At 65.5% G+C, this 19268-nt stretch carries 17 protein-coding genes; 8 read left to right on the forward strand and 9 right to left on the reverse strand.

The features are described 5' to 3' along the window. Positions 1–227 precede the first annotated feature (227 nt). The 3 genes from pqqC to pqqA all read right to left on the reverse strand — a co-directional run bounded on the left by pqqC (position 228) and on the right by pqqA (position 2225). The gene (gene pqqC, locus HL666_RS01325) at positions 228–983 is read right to left on the reverse strand and encodes a pyrroloquinoline-quinone synthase PqqC (protein WP_210261728.1); all 756 of its coding nucleotides are present in this window, start codon (positions 981–983) and stop codon (positions 228–230) included. Positions 984–1003: 20 nt separating this feature from the next. Then, positions 1004–1933, reverse strand: coding sequence for a pyrroloquinoline quinone biosynthesis protein PqqB (gene pqqB, locus HL666_RS01330; RefSeq protein WP_172131616.1), 930 nt, complete (start codon positions 1931–1933; stop codon positions 1004–1006). 211 nt (positions 1934–2144) lie between these two features. After that, positions 2145–2225, reverse strand: coding sequence for a pyrroloquinoline quinone precursor peptide PqqA (pqqA, locus tag HL666_RS01335; protein WP_012029362.1), 81 nt, complete (start codon positions 2223–2225; stop codon positions 2145–2147). A 303-nt stretch (positions 2226–2528) separates the two neighbouring features. Between pqqA and HL666_RS01340 the strand changes: the two genes are divergently transcribed. After that, a complete protein-coding gene (locus tag HL666_RS01340) occupies positions 2529–2786 on the forward strand; it encodes a DUF6894 family protein (protein ID WP_172111173.1) in 258 nt (85 codons plus the stop codon). A 94-nt stretch (positions 2787–2880) separates the two neighbouring features. Here HL666_RS01340 and HL666_RS01345 read toward each other — a convergent pair whose 3' ends face one another. Both HL666_RS01345 and HL666_RS01350 read right to left on the reverse strand, forming a co-directional pair. Further along, positions 2881–3315: a group III truncated hemoglobin gene (locus HL666_RS01345; RefSeq protein ID WP_172180159.1), complete on the reverse strand. Its 435-nt coding sequence runs from the start codon at positions 3313–3315 to the stop codon at positions 2881–2883. Between the two features lie 219 nt (positions 3316–3534). Further along, entirely contained in the window at positions 3535–4638 is a 1104-nt protein-coding gene (locus HL666_RS01350; protein ID WP_172179517.1) for a lactonase family protein, read from the reverse strand. Between the two features lie 397 nt (positions 4639–5035). Here HL666_RS01350 and HL666_RS01355 point away from each other — a divergent pair, with 397 nt between their 5' ends. From HL666_RS01355 to HL666_RS01380, 6 genes are all read left to right on the forward strand, one after another. Then, positions 5036–6430 (forward strand): amidase family protein, encoded by a 1395-nt coding sequence (locus HL666_RS01355; RefSeq protein ID WP_172179519.1) that lies wholly within the window; start codon positions 5036–5038, stop codon positions 6428–6430. Between the two features lie 3 nt (positions 6431–6433). Continuing rightward, a complete protein-coding gene (locus HL666_RS01360; RefSeq protein ID WP_172179521.1) occupies positions 6434–6910 on the forward strand; it encodes a glutathione peroxidase in 477 nt (158 codons plus the stop codon). Further along, positions 6907–7155, forward strand: coding sequence for a DUF3297 family protein (locus HL666_RS01365; RefSeq protein ID WP_006614234.1), 249 nt, complete (start codon positions 6907–6909; stop codon positions 7153–7155). Before HL666_RS01360 ends, HL666_RS01365 begins: the two co-directional genes overlap by 4 nt. Positions 7156–7645: 490 nt before the next feature. After that, on the forward strand, positions 7646–8701 hold the full coding sequence (locus HL666_RS01370; RefSeq protein ID WP_172179523.1) for a hypothetical protein: 1056 nt from the start codon (positions 7646–7648) through the stop codon (positions 8699–8701). A 293-nt stretch (positions 8702–8994) separates the two neighbouring features. Then, positions 8995–9459 carry a DUF2269 family protein gene (locus tag HL666_RS01375; protein WP_172179525.1) on the forward strand — a complete coding sequence of 155 codons (465 nt, stop codon included), beginning with the start codon at positions 8995–8997 and terminating at the stop codon, positions 9457–9459. 270 nt (positions 9460–9729) lie between these two features. Beyond that, positions 9730–10140: an SRPBCC family protein gene (locus tag HL666_RS01380; protein ID WP_172179527.1), complete on the forward strand. Its 411-nt coding sequence runs from the start codon at positions 9730–9732 to the stop codon at positions 10138–10140. A 985-nt stretch (positions 10141–11125) separates the two neighbouring features. Here the strand turns inward: HL666_RS01380 and HL666_RS01385 are convergent. Continuing rightward, the gene (locus tag HL666_RS01385) at positions 11126–12475 is read right to left on the reverse strand and encodes a malonyl-CoA decarboxylase (RefSeq protein ID WP_172111159.1); all 1350 of its coding nucleotides are present in this window, start codon (positions 12473–12475) and stop codon (positions 11126–11128) included. Between the two features lie 128 nt (positions 12476–12603). Further along, positions 12604–13407: an AraC family transcriptional regulator gene (locus HL666_RS01390; RefSeq protein WP_172131624.1), complete on the reverse strand. Its 804-nt coding sequence runs from the start codon at positions 13405–13407 to the stop codon at positions 12604–12606. A 92-nt stretch (positions 13408–13499) separates the two neighbouring features. Between HL666_RS01390 and HL666_RS01395 the strand changes: the two genes are divergently transcribed. Further along, the gene (locus HL666_RS01395; protein WP_172180161.1) at positions 13500–14693 is read left to right on the forward strand and encodes an MFS transporter; all 1194 of its coding nucleotides are present in this window, start codon (positions 13500–13502) and stop codon (positions 14691–14693) included. A gap of 4 nt (positions 14694–14697) precedes the next feature. Here HL666_RS01395 and HL666_RS01400 read toward each other — a convergent pair whose 3' ends face one another. Together HL666_RS01400 and HL666_RS01405 are read right to left on the reverse strand one after the other, a co-directional pair. Beyond that, positions 14698–17847, reverse strand: a complete 3150-nt coding sequence (locus HL666_RS01400; protein WP_172179529.1) for an efflux RND transporter permease subunit — start codon at positions 17845–17847, stop codon at positions 14698–14700. A 9-nt stretch (positions 17848–17856) separates the two neighbouring features. Then, the gene (locus HL666_RS01405; RefSeq protein ID WP_311975671.1) at positions 17857–19005 is read right to left on the reverse strand and encodes an efflux RND transporter periplasmic adaptor subunit; all 1149 of its coding nucleotides are present in this window, start codon (positions 19003–19005) and stop codon (positions 17857–17859) included. Positions 19006–19268 lie beyond the last annotated feature (263 nt).

Raw genomic sequence — 19268 nt, forward strand, 5'->3', positions numbered from 1 at the left:
GACGGGTGCGTTCGGTCCGATGCTCCGGCATCGGCGGTCCCCACCCTCCCCTGGAGGGGGAGGGTCGTTGCGCATCGCTTGCGATGCGCAACGGGGTGGGGTGATCTTTCCACGCGCACCACGGCTGGTGGCTTCACCCCACCCCGCCTCGCGCTTCGCGCGATGCGACCCTCCCCCTCCAGGGGAGGGTGGCACCGGTGTTGCTGAGAAAGCCGCGAACAACACGATCATCCCTCCTTCGGCACGAACGCGCCCGGCGGGATGTGGCCCTCGACATAGGCGTGATACAGCGCGTCGAGCTGCACCCACAGCACGTTGGTCTTGAAGATCAGCGCGTTGCAGACGGCGGCGCGCTGCTCCGGCGTGGTGGCGTGCTCCTTGACGTAGTGCAGGGCGAAGTTGGCGTCGCGCGGCGCCTGGGTGAGGCGGCGCTTGAAGTAGCTCATCGTGTCGTTGTTGACGAAATTGTAGTGCTCGAGCATGCCGGAGATGCGCTCCTCGTGAATGCTCGGCGCGAACAGCTCGGTCAGCGACGAGGCGATCGCCTCCAGCGGCGAGCGGTCACGGCAGAAATGCACATAGGCCTCCACCGCGAAGCGCGTCGCCGGCAGGATGCCTTCGGTGGATTCCACATAGGCCGTATCGAGGCCGAGGCCCTCGGTCAGCTTGATCCAGCGCTCGATGCCGCCCTCGCTGCCGACGTCGCCATCATGATCCTCGATGCGGTGCCGCCATTCCAGCCGCGTGGCGCGGTCGCGGAAGCGGGTCATCACCATCGCGTCCTTCAGCGGGATCGTCGACTGGTAGTAGTAGCGGTTCAGCGCCCAGGCCTGGACCTGGCCCTTGTTCAGCTTGCCGCCGTGCAGCAGCTTATGGAACGGGTGATGATTGTGATAGCGCGTCGCCCCGATGTGGCGCAGCGCGGCTTCCAGTTCGCTCGCATTGTTCAGCGTGACGCCGCGGCCGATCGACAGCGCCGTCATTCCGCTCAGATTGACCTCACTCACAGTACGATCTCCATCCCTTCAGCGGGGATTTCCCATCCCTCGCGTTCCAACGTTTGCCGCTCGGGTGAGGCGTGCAGCCACGCCGGATTGGAGTTGTTGATGTGCAGGAAGATCTTCCTGCCGATCCCGAGGTCCGCCAGTTGCTTGATCGCGCCGCTTTCTCCGGACATCGCGATATGTCCCATGCTCTGCCCGGTCTTGTTGCCGAGTCCGGCCTGGATCATCTCGTCATCGCGCCACACCGTGCCGTCGAACAGCACCAGCGGCGCGCCTTTCAATCTCGTTTTCAAGTCAAAGTCGACGTCGGCGCAGGCGGCGATGACGTAGGCATATTGCCCGCTGTCGACGTCCTCGATCCTCAAGCCGAGCGTGTCGCCGGTGGAGGAGCTGCCGCCGGGATGCTGCTTGTCGCGCAGATACCAGGCGCTGGTGCCGGACACGGCGAAGGCGGTGATCTCCAGTCCCGACGGCGTGCCGTCCTGCAGCAAGGGGCGGAACGGAACGTCGATCACGATCGGCACGCGCTTGACTGTCTCCTCCTTCAGCACATCGAAGATGTTGTTGGAGCGGAGGATCGCAAGCACCTTGGGGTGCGCATGGATCGAAAAAGGCGAGCTCTCGCGCATCGACAACAGCCCCGTGACCGCATCGATCTCGCCATTGGTGAGGATCACGCCCGCGATCGGGCTGTGGCGCAACGCACCCGGCTTCGGATGCAGCTGCGGCGTCTGGGTCACCTGCTGGCGCAGGTCCGGCGAGGCGTTGATCAGGAACCAGTTGGCGCCATCGGCGCTGACGGCGACCGAGGCTTGGCTGTTGCGGATCTCGGGATGTGAGGTGCGCGCGGCGCGGCACACGGCGCAGCCGCAATTCCACTGCGGGACTCCGCCGCCCGCGGCGGCGCCCAGGACGACGAGGCGAAGCATGAGCCGTCTCCTGGAATTCAGCTGTGGTGACGCACGCGATTACCAGCGGCAGCACGACCGGCAGTCAGGACGACTGGCAGGTCAAAGAAGGTGACGAGGGTGGGACATCGGATCTGCCGCAAGAGACCTGCGCATGGGCCGCGCGATCGCTGATCCCCACCCTCAAGCGTCGACGTCCTGATCGGCGAGACCGGGACGTCACACCCGCGAATTATTTGCGAGCGGCGCAGGCATACATGTTGATTTCCATGCCGACCGGCACTTCAACGATCTTCGGTGCTTTCCAGGCCATTGTCCTCTCCTTCAAGATGGGACGGTTATCGTCCTCAGCATTAAACTACCGTGCTACGAAAAGTTCGCCAGTGGAATCTTTTTGTTTGAGCCTCTCAGGCCTGCTTATTGCAGTGCGAAGTCGCAAGCGCGAATTGCTGTCGTTTTCGCCGGATTGAGCCGCGAAAACAACGAATTCGTGATCGATGGCTTCGCAACGCCGTCCTGTTCCGCCATTAGCCTTCGGTGGAATGGGCTGGATAAAGCAGTTGTGAGACGTTCGAGACTTCAAAATCCCAGCGTGTGACCCCATTGGAAGCTGACGATGCCTAGATATTTCTTCAACACACGGATCGGCGAGGAACTGGTCTCCGACACCGACGGCGAAGTGCTGCGCAACCCCGATCGCGCCTGGGAAGTGGCGCGCGACATGATCAAGGAATTGCTGCGCACCGAAGGTGGCAATGCAGCGTTGATGACCGCCGTCATCGAGGTCACCGACGAGGATGGCGAGATCGTGCTGGAGTTTCCGTTCTCCGAGGCGATCTTCAACATGCCCGCGCAATCGATGACGCGCCATTGAGCGCGCGTAGGCGCGGAGAGGCTGCTCAGTTCGGCGTTGCCGCGGATCGAACGGGCTGAGGTGGGGCGCCGCGCCCGCTGATGGCGCGTCGGGCTCAGACCGAATGCCGGGGACGCACGAGATCGCCGCGCGTGCTCGCGATCCCCATCTCGAAGCTGTCGGCGATGCGCCGCGCCCGGATGATGAAGAGTTCCGCGAGATCGGGCGCGAACAGGTCCCTGGCCGTCGCCTCGAACAACTCCAGCCAGCGGTCGAAATGCGTGCCCTGCAAGTCCAGCAACAGATGCGGCCGCATCGGTGCGCCGCTGTAGCGGCCGGTCTTCAGGAACATCGACGACCAGAAATCGCTGATCTTGTCGATATGCTCGTCCCAATCCTCGACCGTGCGGTTGAAGATCGGGCCGATCAACTCGTCCTCGCGCGCGCGGCCGTAGAAGGTCTGGACGAGAAGGTGGATCGAGGAATCGTCGAGTTCCGGATGTTGAACCGCAAGGGGATGGCGGTCGGGCCGGGCGGCGGGCATGCTCATGGCGCTGTATATAGGGAGAAAGAGCGCCGATGGAAAGGCCGCGCCGCAGCGGTCCTCGTGGTTCGAGACGCGCCGAAGACGGCGCTCCTCACCATCAGGGTAAACAGTGCGGTGTGCGGAGAGTAGTCCTCGCCGCACATTCCGCCCTCATCCTGAGGAGCGCGCCCTCGGGCGCGCGTCTCGAAGGATGGCCACAAGCTCGGTCTCTCCACCCGCCGCTCATGGGAGGCTGACGAATTCCACCCAGTTCGGCTTCTTGCCGACGGCGTAGGACTTCACCTTCTCCAGCGCGCCGCTCGTGGCATCGATCCGATACACCGTCATGCCGTTCGACACCTCGCCGACGGCGGCGAGATGACGCCCTGTGGGGTCGATGGCGAAGCCGCGCGGCTGGGTCTCGGTCGGCACGCTGCCAATCACGGTCACGCGCCCGCTCGCCGCATCGATCTTGAATGCGGCCAAGGTGTTGGAGCCGCGCTCGGAAGTGTAGAGGAATGTCCCGTCAGGCGTTGCATGAAGATCGGCCGCCCAAGGCTTGCCGGTGAAACCCGGGGGCAGGGTGGTGATGCGCTGCTGCTCGCGCCAAGTACCTTTGTCAGCGTCGTAGGCGTAGACTGCAAGATCCGCGTTGAGCTCGTGCAGCAGATAGATGAACTTGCCGTTCGGGTGGAAGATGAAGTGCCGCGGGCCTGACTTCTCCGGCGTCTTCACCGTCCGCGCGTCCTTGGCCGTCAGCGTGCCCGTTGCCGCATCGAAGGCGAAGCCGAGCACCTGGTCGGAGCCGAGATTGGTCGCGAACACGAAGCGGTTGTCGGGTGAGGGCAGGATGGCATGGGCGTTCAGTCCGGTCGGGATCACCTGGCTCGGTGCTCCGACCACGCCATTCGCCTGCAGCGGATTCACCGCCACCTTGTTGCCGCCATAGGAGGCGCTGAACAGCACCTTGCCGGTGCGGTCGAAGGCGATGTTGGCCATGCTGTCGGCGAGCGGTCCGTTGCCGATGTGGGTGAGCTGGCCCGTCTTGCCGTCGATCGCGAAGCTCTCCGCCTGGAAAGGCTGCGAGCGGACGCCGGCGACCAGCACGCGTCTGTCCGGGCTGATCGCGAGCGGGGTCGACGAGCCCGGCTTCTCGACGCCTGCGAACGCCGCCGTCTGCACCAGGGTCATCTCGCCGGTCGTTGCATCGAACTTGAACACGCTGATGTCGTTGCTGTCGGCATTGCCGACATAGGCGTAGGTCTCGGCAGAGACCGCGCGCGGCGCAAGCGTGGCCGCGGCGGCGAGGACGAATGTTGCGGCCATGATGGTGCCCGATCTGATCATGTGTTTCCCCCTTTGTGATGTTGTTGGTCGAGGTCTTAAAGTCGTTTGTCAGGCTTGACCAAGCCTGTTTCCGGATCGATCGATGCAGGACGGGTATTGATCGATCCGCGCTGTCGATCGGGCAGTCAGTCCGTCGTCGGCGACGGCTCCTCGCCACACTTCGCGAGGCCAGTTTGTTTCTCCGTCATGCCCGGGCGTGACCCGGCATCCACGTCCATCCACGGGCGCCGAACGACGTGGATGGCCGGGACAAGCCCGGCCATGACGAGGAAGAGAGGGCGGGGAGCAACAACACCCATGCACTTTGTTGCATAGGCCTATCAGGAGGGCCGCGCCCAGACCGCTTTCTCCGTTCTGTCCGCCGCGCTAAGAACGCCAGACCATTACGGAGCTCCTCATGACCGATCTCTGGCGCCTGCCGGCTGCCGACCTTGCCGCCCTCATCAAGTCGAAACAGGTTTCCGCGCGAGAAGCCGCGACATCGGCGCTGGCCCGGCTGGATGCGGTGAACCCCGCGATCAACGCCGTGATCGACCATCGGCCTACGGACGTGCTGCAGCAGGCCGACGCGATCGACGCCCGGCTGGCGCGCGGCGAGGATCCCGGGCCGCTCGCCGGCGTGCCGGTGACCATCAAGGTCAATGTCGACCAGCAGGGCTACGCCACCACCAACGGCCTCAACCTGCAGAAGGACGCGATCGCGACCGCGCATAACCCGGTGGTCAACAATTTCGTCAAGGCGGGCGCCGTGCTGCTCGGCCGCACCAATACGCCTGCGGTGTCCTATCGCTGGTTCACCAGCAATCTCATCCATGGCCACACCAAGAACCCGCGCGACCCCGGCATCACGCCCGGCGGCTCCTCCGGCGGCGCCGGCTCGGCCACTGCGGCCGGCATCGGCCATATCGGCCACGGCACTGATATTGCCGGCTCCGTGCGCTATCCGGCCTATGCCTGCGGCATCCACGGCCTGCGCCCGACCGTCGGCCGCATCCCCGCCTTCAACACCTGCCTGCCGGAGCGTCCGATCGGCCCGCAGATCAGCGCCGTCTCCGGCCCGCTCGCCCGGACGGTCAACGACGTCAGGATCGCGCTCTCAGTGATGTCGGCGCGCGACGTGCGGGATGTCTGGTGGATGCCGGTGCCGCTCGAAGGTCCGCCGCTGCCGAAGCGCGTCACGCTCTGCGTCAATCCCGACGGTCTCAATCCGGTGCCGGAGGTGGTCGCCGCGCTGCGCGACGCTGCCAAGCGCCTCGAGGCCGCCGGCTGGACCGTCGAGGAGGTCCAGGACACCCCGCCGATGCAGGAGGCCGCACTGCTGCAGACGCGTCTGTGGCTCGGCGACGGCTACGAGGCCCAGCTCGCCGCGGCGGAGAAGGAAGGCGACCCCGGCGCGCTCGCCTGCCTGCGCGGCAACCGCGACAAGGTGCATCCGTTCGATCTCTCCGCGACCTTGGCACGCCGCGCCGCGCTGACCCGGCAATGGCTCCTGTTCATGGAGCAGCATCCGCTGCTGCTGATGCCCGTCTCCGGCATGCTGCCGTTCGCCGACCAGCTCGACCGCAAGGACGAGGAGTCGTTCAAGCAGGTCTGGCACGCCCAGTTGACGCAGATCGCGATTCCCTTTTTCGGCCTGCCGGGCCTCGTCGTCTCCACCGGCATGGTCGGCCGCGTTCCCGTCGGCGTGCAGCTCGTCGGCCAGCGCTTTCGTGAGGACATGTGCCTCGCCGCGGGCGAGGCCATCGAGGCCGGCGGCACGCCGCCGTCGCCGATCGATCCGGTCACGGCCTGACCGATGGCGAGCATCTACGATTTCACCGCGACCTCGCTGTCGGGCGAGGAGGTGCCGCTGAAGCGGTTCGAAGGCCAGGTGCTGCTGATCGTCAACACCGCCAGCGCCTGCGGTTTCACGCCGCAATACCGCGGCCTGGAAGCGCTGCACCGCGCCTACGCCGACAGGGGCTTTGCCGTGCTCGGTTTTCCCTGTAACCAGTTCGGCGCCCAGGAGCCCGGCACGGCCGAGGAGATCGGCGCGTTCTGCGCGGCGAAGTACGATGTCACCTTCCCGCTGTTCGCGAAGATCGACGTCAACGGCGCGGAGGCGCACCCGCTGTACAAGTTCCTGAAAGGCGAGAAGACCGGCCTGCTGGGCTCGGCGATCAAATGGAATTTCACCAAATTCCTGGTCGATCGCGCTGGCCATGTGGTGTCGCGCCATGCGCCGACCACCACGCCCGAGGCGTTGAAGAAAGAGATCGAGGCACTGCTGTGAGCGACAACGAGACCTTCACCTTCCCCGACCGTCTCTCGGTCGATCCGAAGAGCCCCTATTACAACGCGGAGATCCTGTCGCGCGACGTCGGCATCCGCTTCAAGGGTGCCGAGAAGACCAATGTCGAGGAATACTGCATCAGCGAAGGCTGGATCCGCGTCGCCGCCGGCACCGCCAAGGACCGCCACGGCAACCCGCTGACGATCAAGGTGCACGGCCCGGTGGAGCCGTATTTCAAGGATTGACGGGCGGGGGCCTCGACAGCGTTAGCCGCAGATCTCGCGTCGCGGTTGGTCGTCATCGCGAGCGAAGCGACGCGATCCAGGGCCGGAGCAAGGACTCTGGATTGCTTCGCTTCGCTCGCAATGACGCGGAAAAAGCTCGTTCCACCCCATCTGTCATCGTCCGCGCAGGCGGACGATCCAGTATCCCAGAGGCGGCAGCAATTGATCGAGAGGCCGCGGCGTACTGGATTCCCCGCCTGCGCGGGGAATGACACTGAGGGTGACGTGCGGGCGTCGGGCCTACGGACAGGAACCGATGCGCGGGAGCGGGGACTGACCCTTGACCTGAGGAATATTTGAGCGTCGCTCAAAATATTTCTTGAACGTCGCTCACGTTCCGCTACACTCACCCTTATCCGCCACGCCGGCATCGGCCCGTGACGCGCAACGCGAGCAGCGTTGGCGCGACCGGACCCGCATGCCCTCCGGCGGACCACCTGAGGTAACGACGATGTCCTATTCCGAAACCGACCTCCGCGCCGCATCGAGCGCCGGCGCCATCAGCCCGGACGAGCTGCACCGCCTGCTCGCCTATCTCCACCAGCGCGCCTCCTCCACCAACACACCCCGCGCCAAATTCGATGCCGCGCACCTGCTCTGGTATGCCGGCGCGCTGATCGTGATCGGCGCCATGGGCCTGTTCTCGACGGTCGCCTTCTCGCAGATGGGGGGCCGCGCTTTGACCGCCTGCGCGCTCGCTTACGCCGCCGCGTTTGGCTTCGCCGGCGACCACCTCTGGCGCCGCAGCTTGCGCGTCCCCGGCGGCCTGCTGATTGCCATCGCTGTGTCGATGGCGCCGCTCGCCGTCTATGGCGTCCAGGCCGAGCTCGGCTGGTGGGGCAAGTTCGGCAAGCCCGGCACGGTCCACGACTTCTACGTCTGGATCAAAGGCAGCTGGCTGTTCATGGAGCTCGCCACCGTCGCAGCGGGGGTCATTGCGCTGCGCTTCTACCGCGTGCCCTTCATCCATGCGGTGATCTCCGTGGCGCTGTGGTTCATGTCGATGGACCTCACGCCCTGGATCTTCAATGTCGGCCACATCGATTGGGAGATGCGCCGCATCGTCTCGATCTGGTTCGGCTTGGGCATGCTCAGCCTGGCCTGGATCGTCGACTACACCAGCGACAGCCGCGACTTCGGCTTCTGGCTGCATCTGTTCGGCCTGATGGCCTTCTGGGGCGGCATCAGCGCCACCGAAGGCGCCACCGAGCTCGGCAAGGCGATCTACTGCCTGATGAATGTCGGCTTGCTTGCCGTGGCCGTCATCATCGTCCGCCGCGCCTACGCCGTGTTCGGCGCCATCGGCATCACGATGTATCTCGGCCATCTCGCCAACGTCGTCTTCAGGGACTCGCTGCTGTTTCCGTTCGCGCTGTCGCTGATCGGCGTTGCGGTGGTGGCGGCCGGTCTGGCGTATCATAGGAAGCAGCGTGTGATTGCGGAGTGGCTGGCCGCCAATCTGCCGCCCTCCGTGATGCGGCTGCGACCGCAGGGCGGGGTCGAGTAGGACGATGACCGGTTCGGTCGTCCTCGCGTGCTCCTCTTGATGACGTTCGCAGCCGCAGGCACTGCTGGGAGGCCTCACGAGGCGCGCGCCCGCTGCGCGCCTCGAACCATCGGGCGCAAGCAATATGACTTCGGCGATCGAGGATCGGGCACGCATCGCTCAGCCCGTCCGAGAGCTCCGCCGCAATCTTGTCATTCGCTCGTAGGCATTGCATGCTCGCTTGAGAGCTGCGTTCCCTTCGCGCGCGCAGGCTGACCGCAACACGTGATTGAACATGGGGTCAACGCCGGGTCATGCTCTATCAAACGCTGACACTGATCCACATCATCAGCTCTACGGTTCTGTTCGGTGGCGGCGTTTTCGCCGGCGTGCTCGGGACGATCGTCTATGGTTCTCACAAGACCAGATGGATCGCGGAATTCGGGCCTCCTATCGTCAAGGTCGAACTCTATTTGACCGTCCTCGCGGCGCTGACTCAGGTTGTCACGGGATCTTGGATGGCCTCGATCGCGGACTACCCGCTGTCGAGCGGCTGGCTCGGATGGGCCTTGATGCTGCTTGGCGTGGCGGGAGTCTGCTGGATCATCGGCGTGCGGCTGCAGCATCGCATGGTCGACCTCTCGAGCAAGGCTGTCGAGACGAATGCGGGATTGTCCGCCGAATATCACAAGCTGTTCAAGGTCTGGACCTTCCTTGGCCTTCCCTCGACGACGGCCATGCTCGGCATCTTCTATCTGATGGTGTTCAAGCCGGGCTGATCGCTTTCGGCGGTGGTTCTCGCGATTGCTTGGATCACGCACAGATCGAGAGTGGTACCGTTAATTCAATCGGTGACAGGGCAATTCGGTGACCGCTGCGGCGGCGACGAATGACGCGTATCGCTTTGCGCATCGCGAATCCTGCGGCCTCATCCCTGGAGGCAAGATTTGTCGTATCCGTCTGTCGGGATCTGCCAGTCTGTATCGTCCTTCGAGCACGACTCCTGCACGTCTGCAGCGAGCCGTCGAATCGAACCAGGAGCAATGGTCATGCGGATCACCGTCGAAACCACCGTCGCAGCCCCGATCGATCAGGTCTGGCGCGCCTATACGACGCCGGCCGACATCGTGGAGTGGAACGCTGCCTCGGACGATTGGCATACGACCAAGGCCACGGTCGACCTCCGGGAAGGTGGCGCGTTCTCGTCGCGGATGGAGGCCAAGGACGGCAGCATGGGTTTTGACTTCGCCGGCACCTACACGAAAATCGTCGAACATCAGCTGATCGCCTACGCCTTCGGGGACCGGAAAGCCGAGGTCCACTTCGAGCCCGGCCCGAACGGCGTTCTCGTTCGCGTTGTCTTCGATCCTGAAACGACGCACCCGGTCGAGATGCAGCAGCAAGGCTGGCAGGCCATTCTCGACAATTTCAAACGGCACGTGGAGGCGAAGGCGTCCTGAGTGTGCCGGGCGCACGGCGTCCCGATAGGGCGTCGTGAGCGGCCTGAATCTTCGCTCTTGACAAATTCCGAAAATCAGCAATACTGCGCGCGTCCTGCCTCATCGCAGAGGGGCGTACGCGTCGTCACGAACGTCGGGGCAGGGATGCGGTGGCCGTGAGGATGTCGGCAGACGACCGGCGTTCGTGCGGACGGAGAAGTCGTGTGGTCCTGGCCTCTCGACGCTGAGGTCAAGTCTGCGTTGTTGCTTGACGGCAAGCGCGGGCGATGGGGGCAAAAGAGCCCGATCCCCAGGGAGAGCACGAAGGACACCGTTCCAACCATCGCGCAGGGAAGGCCGGAATGCACCGGTCGTACCTGTGGTTCCTGCCCCGTGCACTTTTCTCACGCACGGGGGCCATGGGTTGCGGCCAGCACCCGGTCTTCCCTGCGCCCTCTGTCTTCGATGAGGGTGACGTGTTTCGCAACACTCGGGCGCGATGCGCCGCGAGACCACTGTCGCACGTCCCAGCTGTTTGAGATGTGAAACCGGTTTTCCCACGGCGTCGTCCCGGGCAAGCCGTGACGCGCGCAGCGCGGCACGGCGCCGACCCGGGACCCACGCCGCGGCGGACGTGGTTGTCCGAGCAGGTCATGACGAGCCTGCCTCATACGACTGCCTGTGGTTATGGATCCCGGCGTTCGCCGGGATGACGGCGGTGGTTGTGACGAAGGCACACCGCCGAGCCACCTTCAGCTACGAGGGCATCTGTTGATGAGCAACTCCGTCATGCCCGGGCTTGTCCCGGGCATCCACGTCGTTCCGAGGATGCCGGCCGACGTGGATGGCCGGGACGGAGCCCGGCCATGACGGGGAGAGCTGACCACAAGCGAAGGTCGGTGGCGGCTGAGATGAATGTTCGCGCCATCTTCGAGCTTACGGCCTTGACGTCGTGACGTCATCGGGGTGGACCGATCGCCGGCCTCCTGCTGCGCGCCCGCAAATCCTACGACGACAACCGCATATCCAGCAGCCGCCGGCCTTCGCCGCGCAGCAGCTTCTTCACCGCGCTGGAGGCCACCACCTCGCCGTCATTGGCGTACGCCTCGTGGTTCTTCTCGATGTCCTCGAGCCGGTACAAATAGTTCACCATCACCGTTGCCGACTCGCGCTGGCCCTTGGCGGAGAGGTCGCCGAGCCAGTTGATGCGCTCCAGCCTTGCGCCGTTGCCGAGGTGGAAGCGGGCGACGGGGTCGATCAGCTTGCCCTTCGACGTGCGCGCCTTGAGGAAGTAATGCGCGGCGAGCGGCTCGATCACGCTGCGCAGTTCGGCGGTGATGGATACGTCCTCGACCCAGCGCGGCTCGTTCAAGAGCTTGAGCACGTTGCGATCCTCTTCGGTCGCGTCCTCGGTCGATTTCAGCCAGCCCATGAAGCCCGGCACCGGCGACAAGGTCACGAAGGTGTCGAGCTTCGGCAGCTCGCGTCTCAACTCCTCGACCACCTGCTTGATCAGGAAGTTGCCGAACGAGATGCCGCCGAGGCCGCGCTGGGTGTTGGAGATCGAGTAGAACACCGCAGTGCGGGCGCGATCGGCGGGCACCGGGGCGCGATCCACCGCGAGGAGCGGCGCGATGGCGCCGGGGATGGTCTCGGTCAGCGCGATCTCGACGAAGATCAGCGGCGCGTCGGGCATCGCCGGATGGAAGAAGGCGTAGCAGCGCCGATCGACCGGATCGATGCGGCGGCGCAGGTCGTCCCAGTCGTGGATCTCGTGCACGGCCTCGTAGCGGATGATCTGCTCGAGGATGTTCGCCGGCGTCGACCAGTCGATCTTGCGCAGCACCAGAAACCCCCTGTTGAACCACGAACTCAAGAGATGCACGATGTCGCGATCGAGCGCGGCGAGTTCCGGATTTGCCTTCAGGAGATCCAGGAGATCGGTGCGCATCGCGACCAGCTCGGGCGTGCCGCCCGGCGCGCGGTTGAGGCGGCGGATCAGTTCCTGCCGTCGCGGCTCCGAGGCGAAATGCAGCGCGCTCGCGCCTTCGTCCGACGGCGCCGCGCGCCAGTCGTCGATCGCCTTGGCAAGCCGGGCGTTGTCGGGGCCGAAATCATGGACGAGGGCGGTGAAGAACGCCTTGCGGCCCTCCGCATCGAGGTCATGATAGCCATCGAGCACATCGCGGGCCATGGCCGTGCCCGAGGCTTCGCCGGCGCCGGACACCAGGGCCTCGCACAGTTCGGTCAGGCTTTTCGCGTCATGCTTGTCGACGGCGCTGCCTCCACCGCGCAGCAATGTCCGGCCGCGCTCGGAAATGGTGGTGATCAGGTCAGTGAAAAAGGCGTTGGCCATCTGGTCTCAGTCGAATCCCCGAAAAGCGACAGGCTGCGATGTTACATGGATTTATGGCAAAGGTGGCGACATTCAAACATAACAAATCGTCAACGCCGCCGCCCGCGCGCGCATGCGCGCCGGCGATGTCACCCCGTCTGGCCGGCGAATTCCGTCGGCGTGCGGCCGGTCACCTGCCGAAAGGCGTACGAAAAAGCCGGCACGCTGGCGTAGCCGAGATCGGCGGCGAGCTGCTTGACCGAGAGATGACGGTCGGTCGACAGCCGCTCGATCGCCGCGGCGATGCGGGCGCGCTGGCACCAGGCCTTGAAGCTCAGCCGGGTCTCCGCCGCGAACAGCCGCGACAGCGTGCGGGCGGAGCTGCCGACCTTGCCCGCAAGGGTCGCGAGATCGTGCTCGCTCGCGGGCGAGGCGAGGACGAGCAGGGCGGCACGGCGGGCACGCGGGTCCTGTGGCAGCGGGATGAAGGTCGAGGAATCCTCGGCGCGGCGCAATTCGAGCAACGCCAGGCGGACCAGCATGGCGGTGCGCTCGGGCCCGCCGTCGGGGGAGAACATTGCCAGGATCGCCTGGTGCAGCAGCGGCGACACCTGCACCACGAACTCGCGGTCGAGCCGCTGCCCGCGCGCCTCGCGCGCGAGCCAGTCGAGCTCGAAATACAGTGTCCGCATCTCGCTGTCCGCCAGCATGTCGATGGCATGCGCATGCCGCGCCGGCACCCATACCGCGCGGTCCGGCGGCACCAGCCAGCGCCCCTGCGGCGTCGTCACCTGCATCGTGCCGGCGGAGGCGTAGATCAGCTGCGACTCCCTGTGCATGTGCGGATCGAGCCGGGTGCCTTTGTGGTAGCTGCGCGCGATCAGGTGCACGCCGGGCTCGGTCGTCACCCGGTCGGCGCCGAGCGGCTTCAATGGCGTGTCCACGATGGTCATTGGCGGCTTCTCGTTGCGGCGAGCCAGTATAACCAAATTATTCGGGAATCGAGGATCCGCTCATGAACAGCCCAGGCCTGAACAGATCAAGCCTGAACAGACCAAGCCGCGTCATCGGCTTCGTCAACGCGGCCCATTTCATCGACCATTATGCGATGCTGATCTTCGCGGCCGCGGTCATCATCATGGGCCCCGCGCTCGGCATGGCCTATGCGGACCTCTTGCCCTATGCGACGCCGGGCTTCATCGCCTTCGGCGCCGGCGCGCTCGTGACCGGCTGGCTCGGCGACCGCTGGAGCCGGCGGCACATGATGCTGGTGTTCTATCTCGGCATCGGCCTGTCGATGATCTCGGTCGGTCTGGTGCAGACGCCGTGGCAGCTCGGCGCGGCGCTGTTCGCGATCGGCTTGTTCGCCTCGATCTATCATCCGGTGGGAACCGCGATGCTCGTCTCCTATGCCGACCGGCTCGGCCGCGACATGGGGCTGAACGGCGTGTTCGGCAATCTCGGCGTCGCCTCCTCTGCACTGGTGACGGGCGTCGTGGGGCAGTATCTCGGCTGGCGCTTCGCCTTCATCGTGCCCGGCGTGATCACGATCGGCATCGGCTTGGCCTTCGCGATGCTGGTCGCGCATGAAGACCGCCGCGGCTCGAAGCAGGCGGCGGCGCAGGCCCGCGTGGCGCGCGAGCAGATGTGGCGGGTGGTGCTGGCGCTGCTCTTGGTGGTGATCGCGATCTCCACCACCTTCAACGCGATCACGGTGGCGCTGCCAAAGCTGTTCGCGGAGCGGCTGGCTGGCCTGACGCAGAGCCCGGCGCTGCTCGGCGTGATCGCGGCCGGTGTCTACGTGTTCGGCGCGATGACGCAGTACACGATCGGCCGGCTGCTCGATCGTCACACGCTCAAGGCGGTCGCGCTGCCGTTGTCGCTGGTGCTGGCGCCGCTGCTCTACCTCGCCGCCGATGCGCGCGACTGGGCGCTGATCTTGGCCTCGATCGGCATCGTGATGGGGGCGTTCGGGCAGGTGACCGTCAACGACGCCATGGTCGGCAAATACACCGCCGAGGAGTGGCGCTCGCGCGCTTATGCCGTGCGTTACTTCGTCGGCTTCACGGCGGCCGGCGCCTCGGTCGGCCTGGTCGCCTGGCTGTACGAGCGCGGCGGCTTCGTCACCATGCTGCAGGCCTTCGCCGCGCTGGCGCTGGTCGCGATCATCGCCGCGCTGATCCTGCCGCCGGAGCTTCCAGCGGCGCGGCCCGCATTGCGGGAGGCGCCGGCCGAATGATGGCTCAGGCCGCGGGCTGCGCGATCACCGGTTTCGCCTTGCGCGCCGCGCGCCAGTTCTCGAAACGCTGCACCACGACGAAGAACGCCGGCACGAACAGTACGGCGAGGCAGGTCGAGGCCAGCATGCCGGAGAACACGGTGATGCCGATCGACTTGCGCGCGCTGGCGCCGGCCCCGGTCGCGAGCACCAGCGGCACGACACCGAGGATGAAGGCGAACGAGGTCATCAGGATCGGCCGGAACCGCGACCGCGCCGCCTCAACCGCGGCTTCCATGAGCGGCTTGCCGTCGCGGCCGTGCAGCTCCAGCCCGACCTCGACGATCAGGATCGCGTTCTTCGCCGACAGCGCGATCAGGAGGATGAGGCCGATCTGGACATACAGATTGTTGTCGATCTTCAGCGCGGTCAGGACCGCCATCGGCCCGAGCAGCGACAGCGGCACGGCGAGGATGACCGAGACCGGGGCGTACCAGCTTTCATATTGGCCGGCGAGCACGAGATAGACCAGGAGGAGGGCGAGCGCGAAGGCGAGATAGATCTGATTGGAGACGACCTTCTCCTGATACGACATCGCGGTCCATTCATACCCCGCGCCCGGCGGCAGGGTCTTCGCCGCGATCTCCTCCATCAGCTTGAGCGACTGGCCGGAGGAATAGCCCTGCGCAGGCAGGCCGACGATCGCCGCGGAGGGATAGAGATTGTACAGGCTGATGAGCGACGGTCCGACCGAAGGCTTGACCGTTGCGACCGTGCCGAGCGGGATCATGTCGCCCGACTGGTTGCGGACCATCAGGCTCTCGATCTGCCGCGGCGTCAGCCGCGCGGTGGAATCGGCCTGGACATAGACCTGGAACACGCGGCCGAACTTGTTGAACTGGTTGACGTAGGAGGCACCGAGATAGGACGACAAGGCCGAGAACACCTGGTCGGTCGTGACATGCAGGGTCTGGGTCTTGACCCGGTCGATCTCGACGTCGAACTGCGGCACCATGGCCCGGAACGGCGACTGCACGCGCTGCAGCGCGCTCTGGCTCTGGGCGCTGGCGACGATCGCCGAGGTCATCGCCTGCAGCTTGGCATAGTCGCTGTTGCCGTCGCGCAGCTCGACCTGCATGGCGAAGCCGGCGGCATTGCCGATGCCCTGGATCGGCGGCGGCGGCAGGACGAGACTACGCGCCTCGATGATGTCGGCGAGCTTGTCGTTGAGGCCGTAGACGAGGGAGCGCAGGTCCTCGCCCTTGCCGCGCGCCTCCCAGTCTTTGAGGATGATGTAGGCGACCCCTGCATTGGCGAGGCTGGCGCTGTTGTCCAGCGCGGAGATGCCGGCGATGGTGATGACCTGGGCGACGCCGGGCGTGGCCTTCGCAATGGCGCCGACCTTGTCGAGCGCCTTCTGCGTCCGCTCCAGCGAGGCGCCGTCGGGCAGCTGCACGGCGGCGATCAGATAGCCTTGGTCCTCGATCGGCAGGAAGCCCGTCGGCACCCGCGACAGCCCGTAGCCGCCGGCGGCGATCAGGACCAGCGCGACGATGACGGATGCGGTGCTGTGCCTGACGAGCCTGCCGATGAGCGCGGTGTAGCGCCGCTCCAGCCGCGCATAGAGATTGTTGAAGACGCGGTAGAGGATGTTGCGCTGCTCCAGCGGCACCGGCGGCCGCAGCCACAGCGCGCACTGCGTCGGCTTCAGGGTCGCGGCGTTGATCGCCGAGAGCAGGGCGGTCGCCGCGATCACCAGCGCGAACTGCGCGTAGATGCGGCCCGTCAGGCCGGGCAGGAAGGCGGCCGGGAGGAACACCGCGATCAGCACCAGCGTGATGCCGACGATCGGTCCGAACAATTGGTCCATGGCGCGGATCGCCGCGTCGTGGCCGTTCATGCCGCGCTCGATGTTGTGCGCCGCGCCCTCGACCACGACGATGGCATCGTCGACCACGATGCCGATCGCCAGCACGATCGCGAACAAGGTGGAGAGGTTGATGGTGAAGCCGAGCGCGGCCATCGCCGCGAAGGCGCCGATGATGGTGACCGGCACCGTCGTGGTCGGCACCAGCATGGCGCGCCAGTCCTGCAGGAAGATCAGGATCACGACCAGCACCAGCACTCCGGCTTCGATCAGCGTCTTGTAGACCTCGTGGATCGAGGCATTGACGAACTTCGTGGTGTCGAACGGCGTGTCGTACTGGATGCCCTTCGGGAACGTCCTCGCCAGCTGCGCCATCCTGGTCTCGACGGCCTTCTCGACCTCCAGCGCATTGGCGCCCGGCGACTGGAACACGCCGATGCCGACGGCGGGCTGGCCGTTGAGCGAGAACATCTGGCCGTAGGTCTGCGCGCCCAGCTCGACCGAGCCGACGTCGCGCAGGCGGGTGACGTCGCCATTGTTGCCGGTCTTGACGATGATGTCCTCGAACTCCCGGGCATCATCGAGCCGCCCGGCGACGTTCAGCGTGTACTGGAACGCTTGGCCGGATGGCGCCGGCGGTGCGCCGATCTGGCCGGCGGCGACCTGCTGGCTCTGCTGCTGGATCGCCTGGATCACATCCTGCGGCACCAGGTTGCGCACCTGCAGCTTGCTCGGGTCGAGCCAGATCCGCATCGAATATTGCCCGGCGCCGAATACCGTGACGCTGCCGACGCCCGGCAGGCGCGCGAGCTCGTCCTTGAGATTGATGGTCGCGTAGTTGCTCAGATACAGGCTGTCATACTTCGCGTCAGGCGACGTCAGGGTGACGAACAAGAGGATCGACGTCGAGCGCTTCTGCACCGTGACGCCCTGGTTCTGCACCGGCTGCGGCAGCTGCGCCAGCGCGCTGGAGACGCGGTTCTGCACAAGCACTTGCGCGAAGTTCAGATCGGTGCCGATCTTGAACGTGACCGTCAGCGAATAGCTGCCGTCGGCGCCGCTGTAGGACTGCATGTACAGCATTCCTTCGACACCGTTGACCTGCTGCTCGATCGGCAGCGCGACGGTGTCGGTCACGGTCTTGGCGCTGGCGCCGGGATAGCGCGTGCTGACCTGAACGGTCGGCGGCACCACGTCGGGATATTGCGCGATGGCGAGGTTGAACAGCGCCACGGCGCCGATCAGCATCATCAGGATCGCGATGACGTTGGAGAGGACCGGCCGCTCGATGAAGAATTTGGAGATCACGGGCCGCTCCTATCTGGTCACGGAGGCGGGCTGCTCGATGGCCTTCAACTGTGGATCTACCTTTTGCCCGGGAATGGCGCGCAGCAGGCCGGCGACGACGACGCGGTCGTTCGGCCTCAGGCCGTCGTCGATCACGCGCAGGCCGCCGTCGAGCGGGCCGACCTTGACCTTGCGCTGCTCGACGACGTTGTCGCCGTTCACGACGAGTACATAGCGGCCGCTCTGGTCGCTGCCGAGCGCGGTGTCAGGCACCAGCAGCGCGGCTTCCGTCCGATCGACCGGCACGCGGATGCGCACGAAATAGCCCGGCAGCAGCATGTGATCCGGATTCGGCACGAGTCCGCGCACCGCCAGCGTGCCCGTCGAGGCGTTGACGGTGGGAGCGGCGTAGTCGAGCTTGCCCTGATGCGGATAGCCGTTCTCGGTCTGCAAGCCCAACTCGATCGGGAACTGCTGGAGATCAGAGGACGTCATGCCGCGGCGCCGCGCCTCGGCGCGGATGCGCAGCACGTCCTGCTCGTTGACGGTGAAGTTCACATAGACCGGATCGAGCGCGACGATGGTCGCGAGCTGGGTCGGCGATGCGACCCCGACGAGCTCGCCGACCGAGACCTGATGCGCGCTGACGACGCCATCGAACGGCGCGGTCACCTTCGTATAGCCAAAGTTGACCTTGGCGATCTTGGTGTTGACCTGCGCCTGCTGCAGATTGGCCTGGGCGTTGTCGCGGGCCGATATCGAATTGTCGAGCGCGACCTGCGAGGCGGCCTGCCGCGCGACGAGATCGGCTTGCCGCTTGTAGTCGGCCTCGGCCTGCTTGAACGAGGCCTGAGCGCCAGCCTCGGCCGCCTGCGCCTGGTCGAGCTTGAGCTTGTAGGTCTCCGGCTCGATCGTGAACAGCGTCGTGCCCTCCTTGACGGTGTCGCCGTCCTTGTAGTCGATCGACTGCAGGAAGCCCTGGACGCGGGCGACGAGATCGACGCTCTTGACCGGCGCCGTGTTGCCGGTGGCCTCCAGATAGCGCGTCACGGCGCGCTGCACCGGTTGAGCCACCTCGACCTTTGGTGGAGGCGGCGGCTGGTAGCTGTTCTGCTCGCAGCCGACGAGCAGCAACGCCGCCGAACTGATGAGAAGCGCGATGGATCCGGTTCGTGGCACGGACGTCGCGGGCAGCTTCGGGGCTGCGGGTGCCGTGGGAGTTTGTCGAGACGACGTGGGTCGATCCGGGCAGGTCGGCGCCATTCCGCTTTCCATATGCAATGACTGCGAAAAATGTCGACGTCGAGCAACAACAAGAATGTTGGTCGCCTGAATAACAACAATCGTTCATCGGAGGAACTGCAATGCGCAGCCGCAGCACGAAGAAATCTGCGTGTCGTGCCGATCCACCCAATTTTTCCCACTTGCCAAGTGCCGATCGA

Source organism: Bradyrhizobium aeschynomenes, assembly GCF_013178945.1.
Taxonomy (GTDB): Bacteria; Pseudomonadota; Alphaproteobacteria; order Rhizobiales; family Xanthobacteraceae; genus Bradyrhizobium; species Bradyrhizobium aeschynomenes.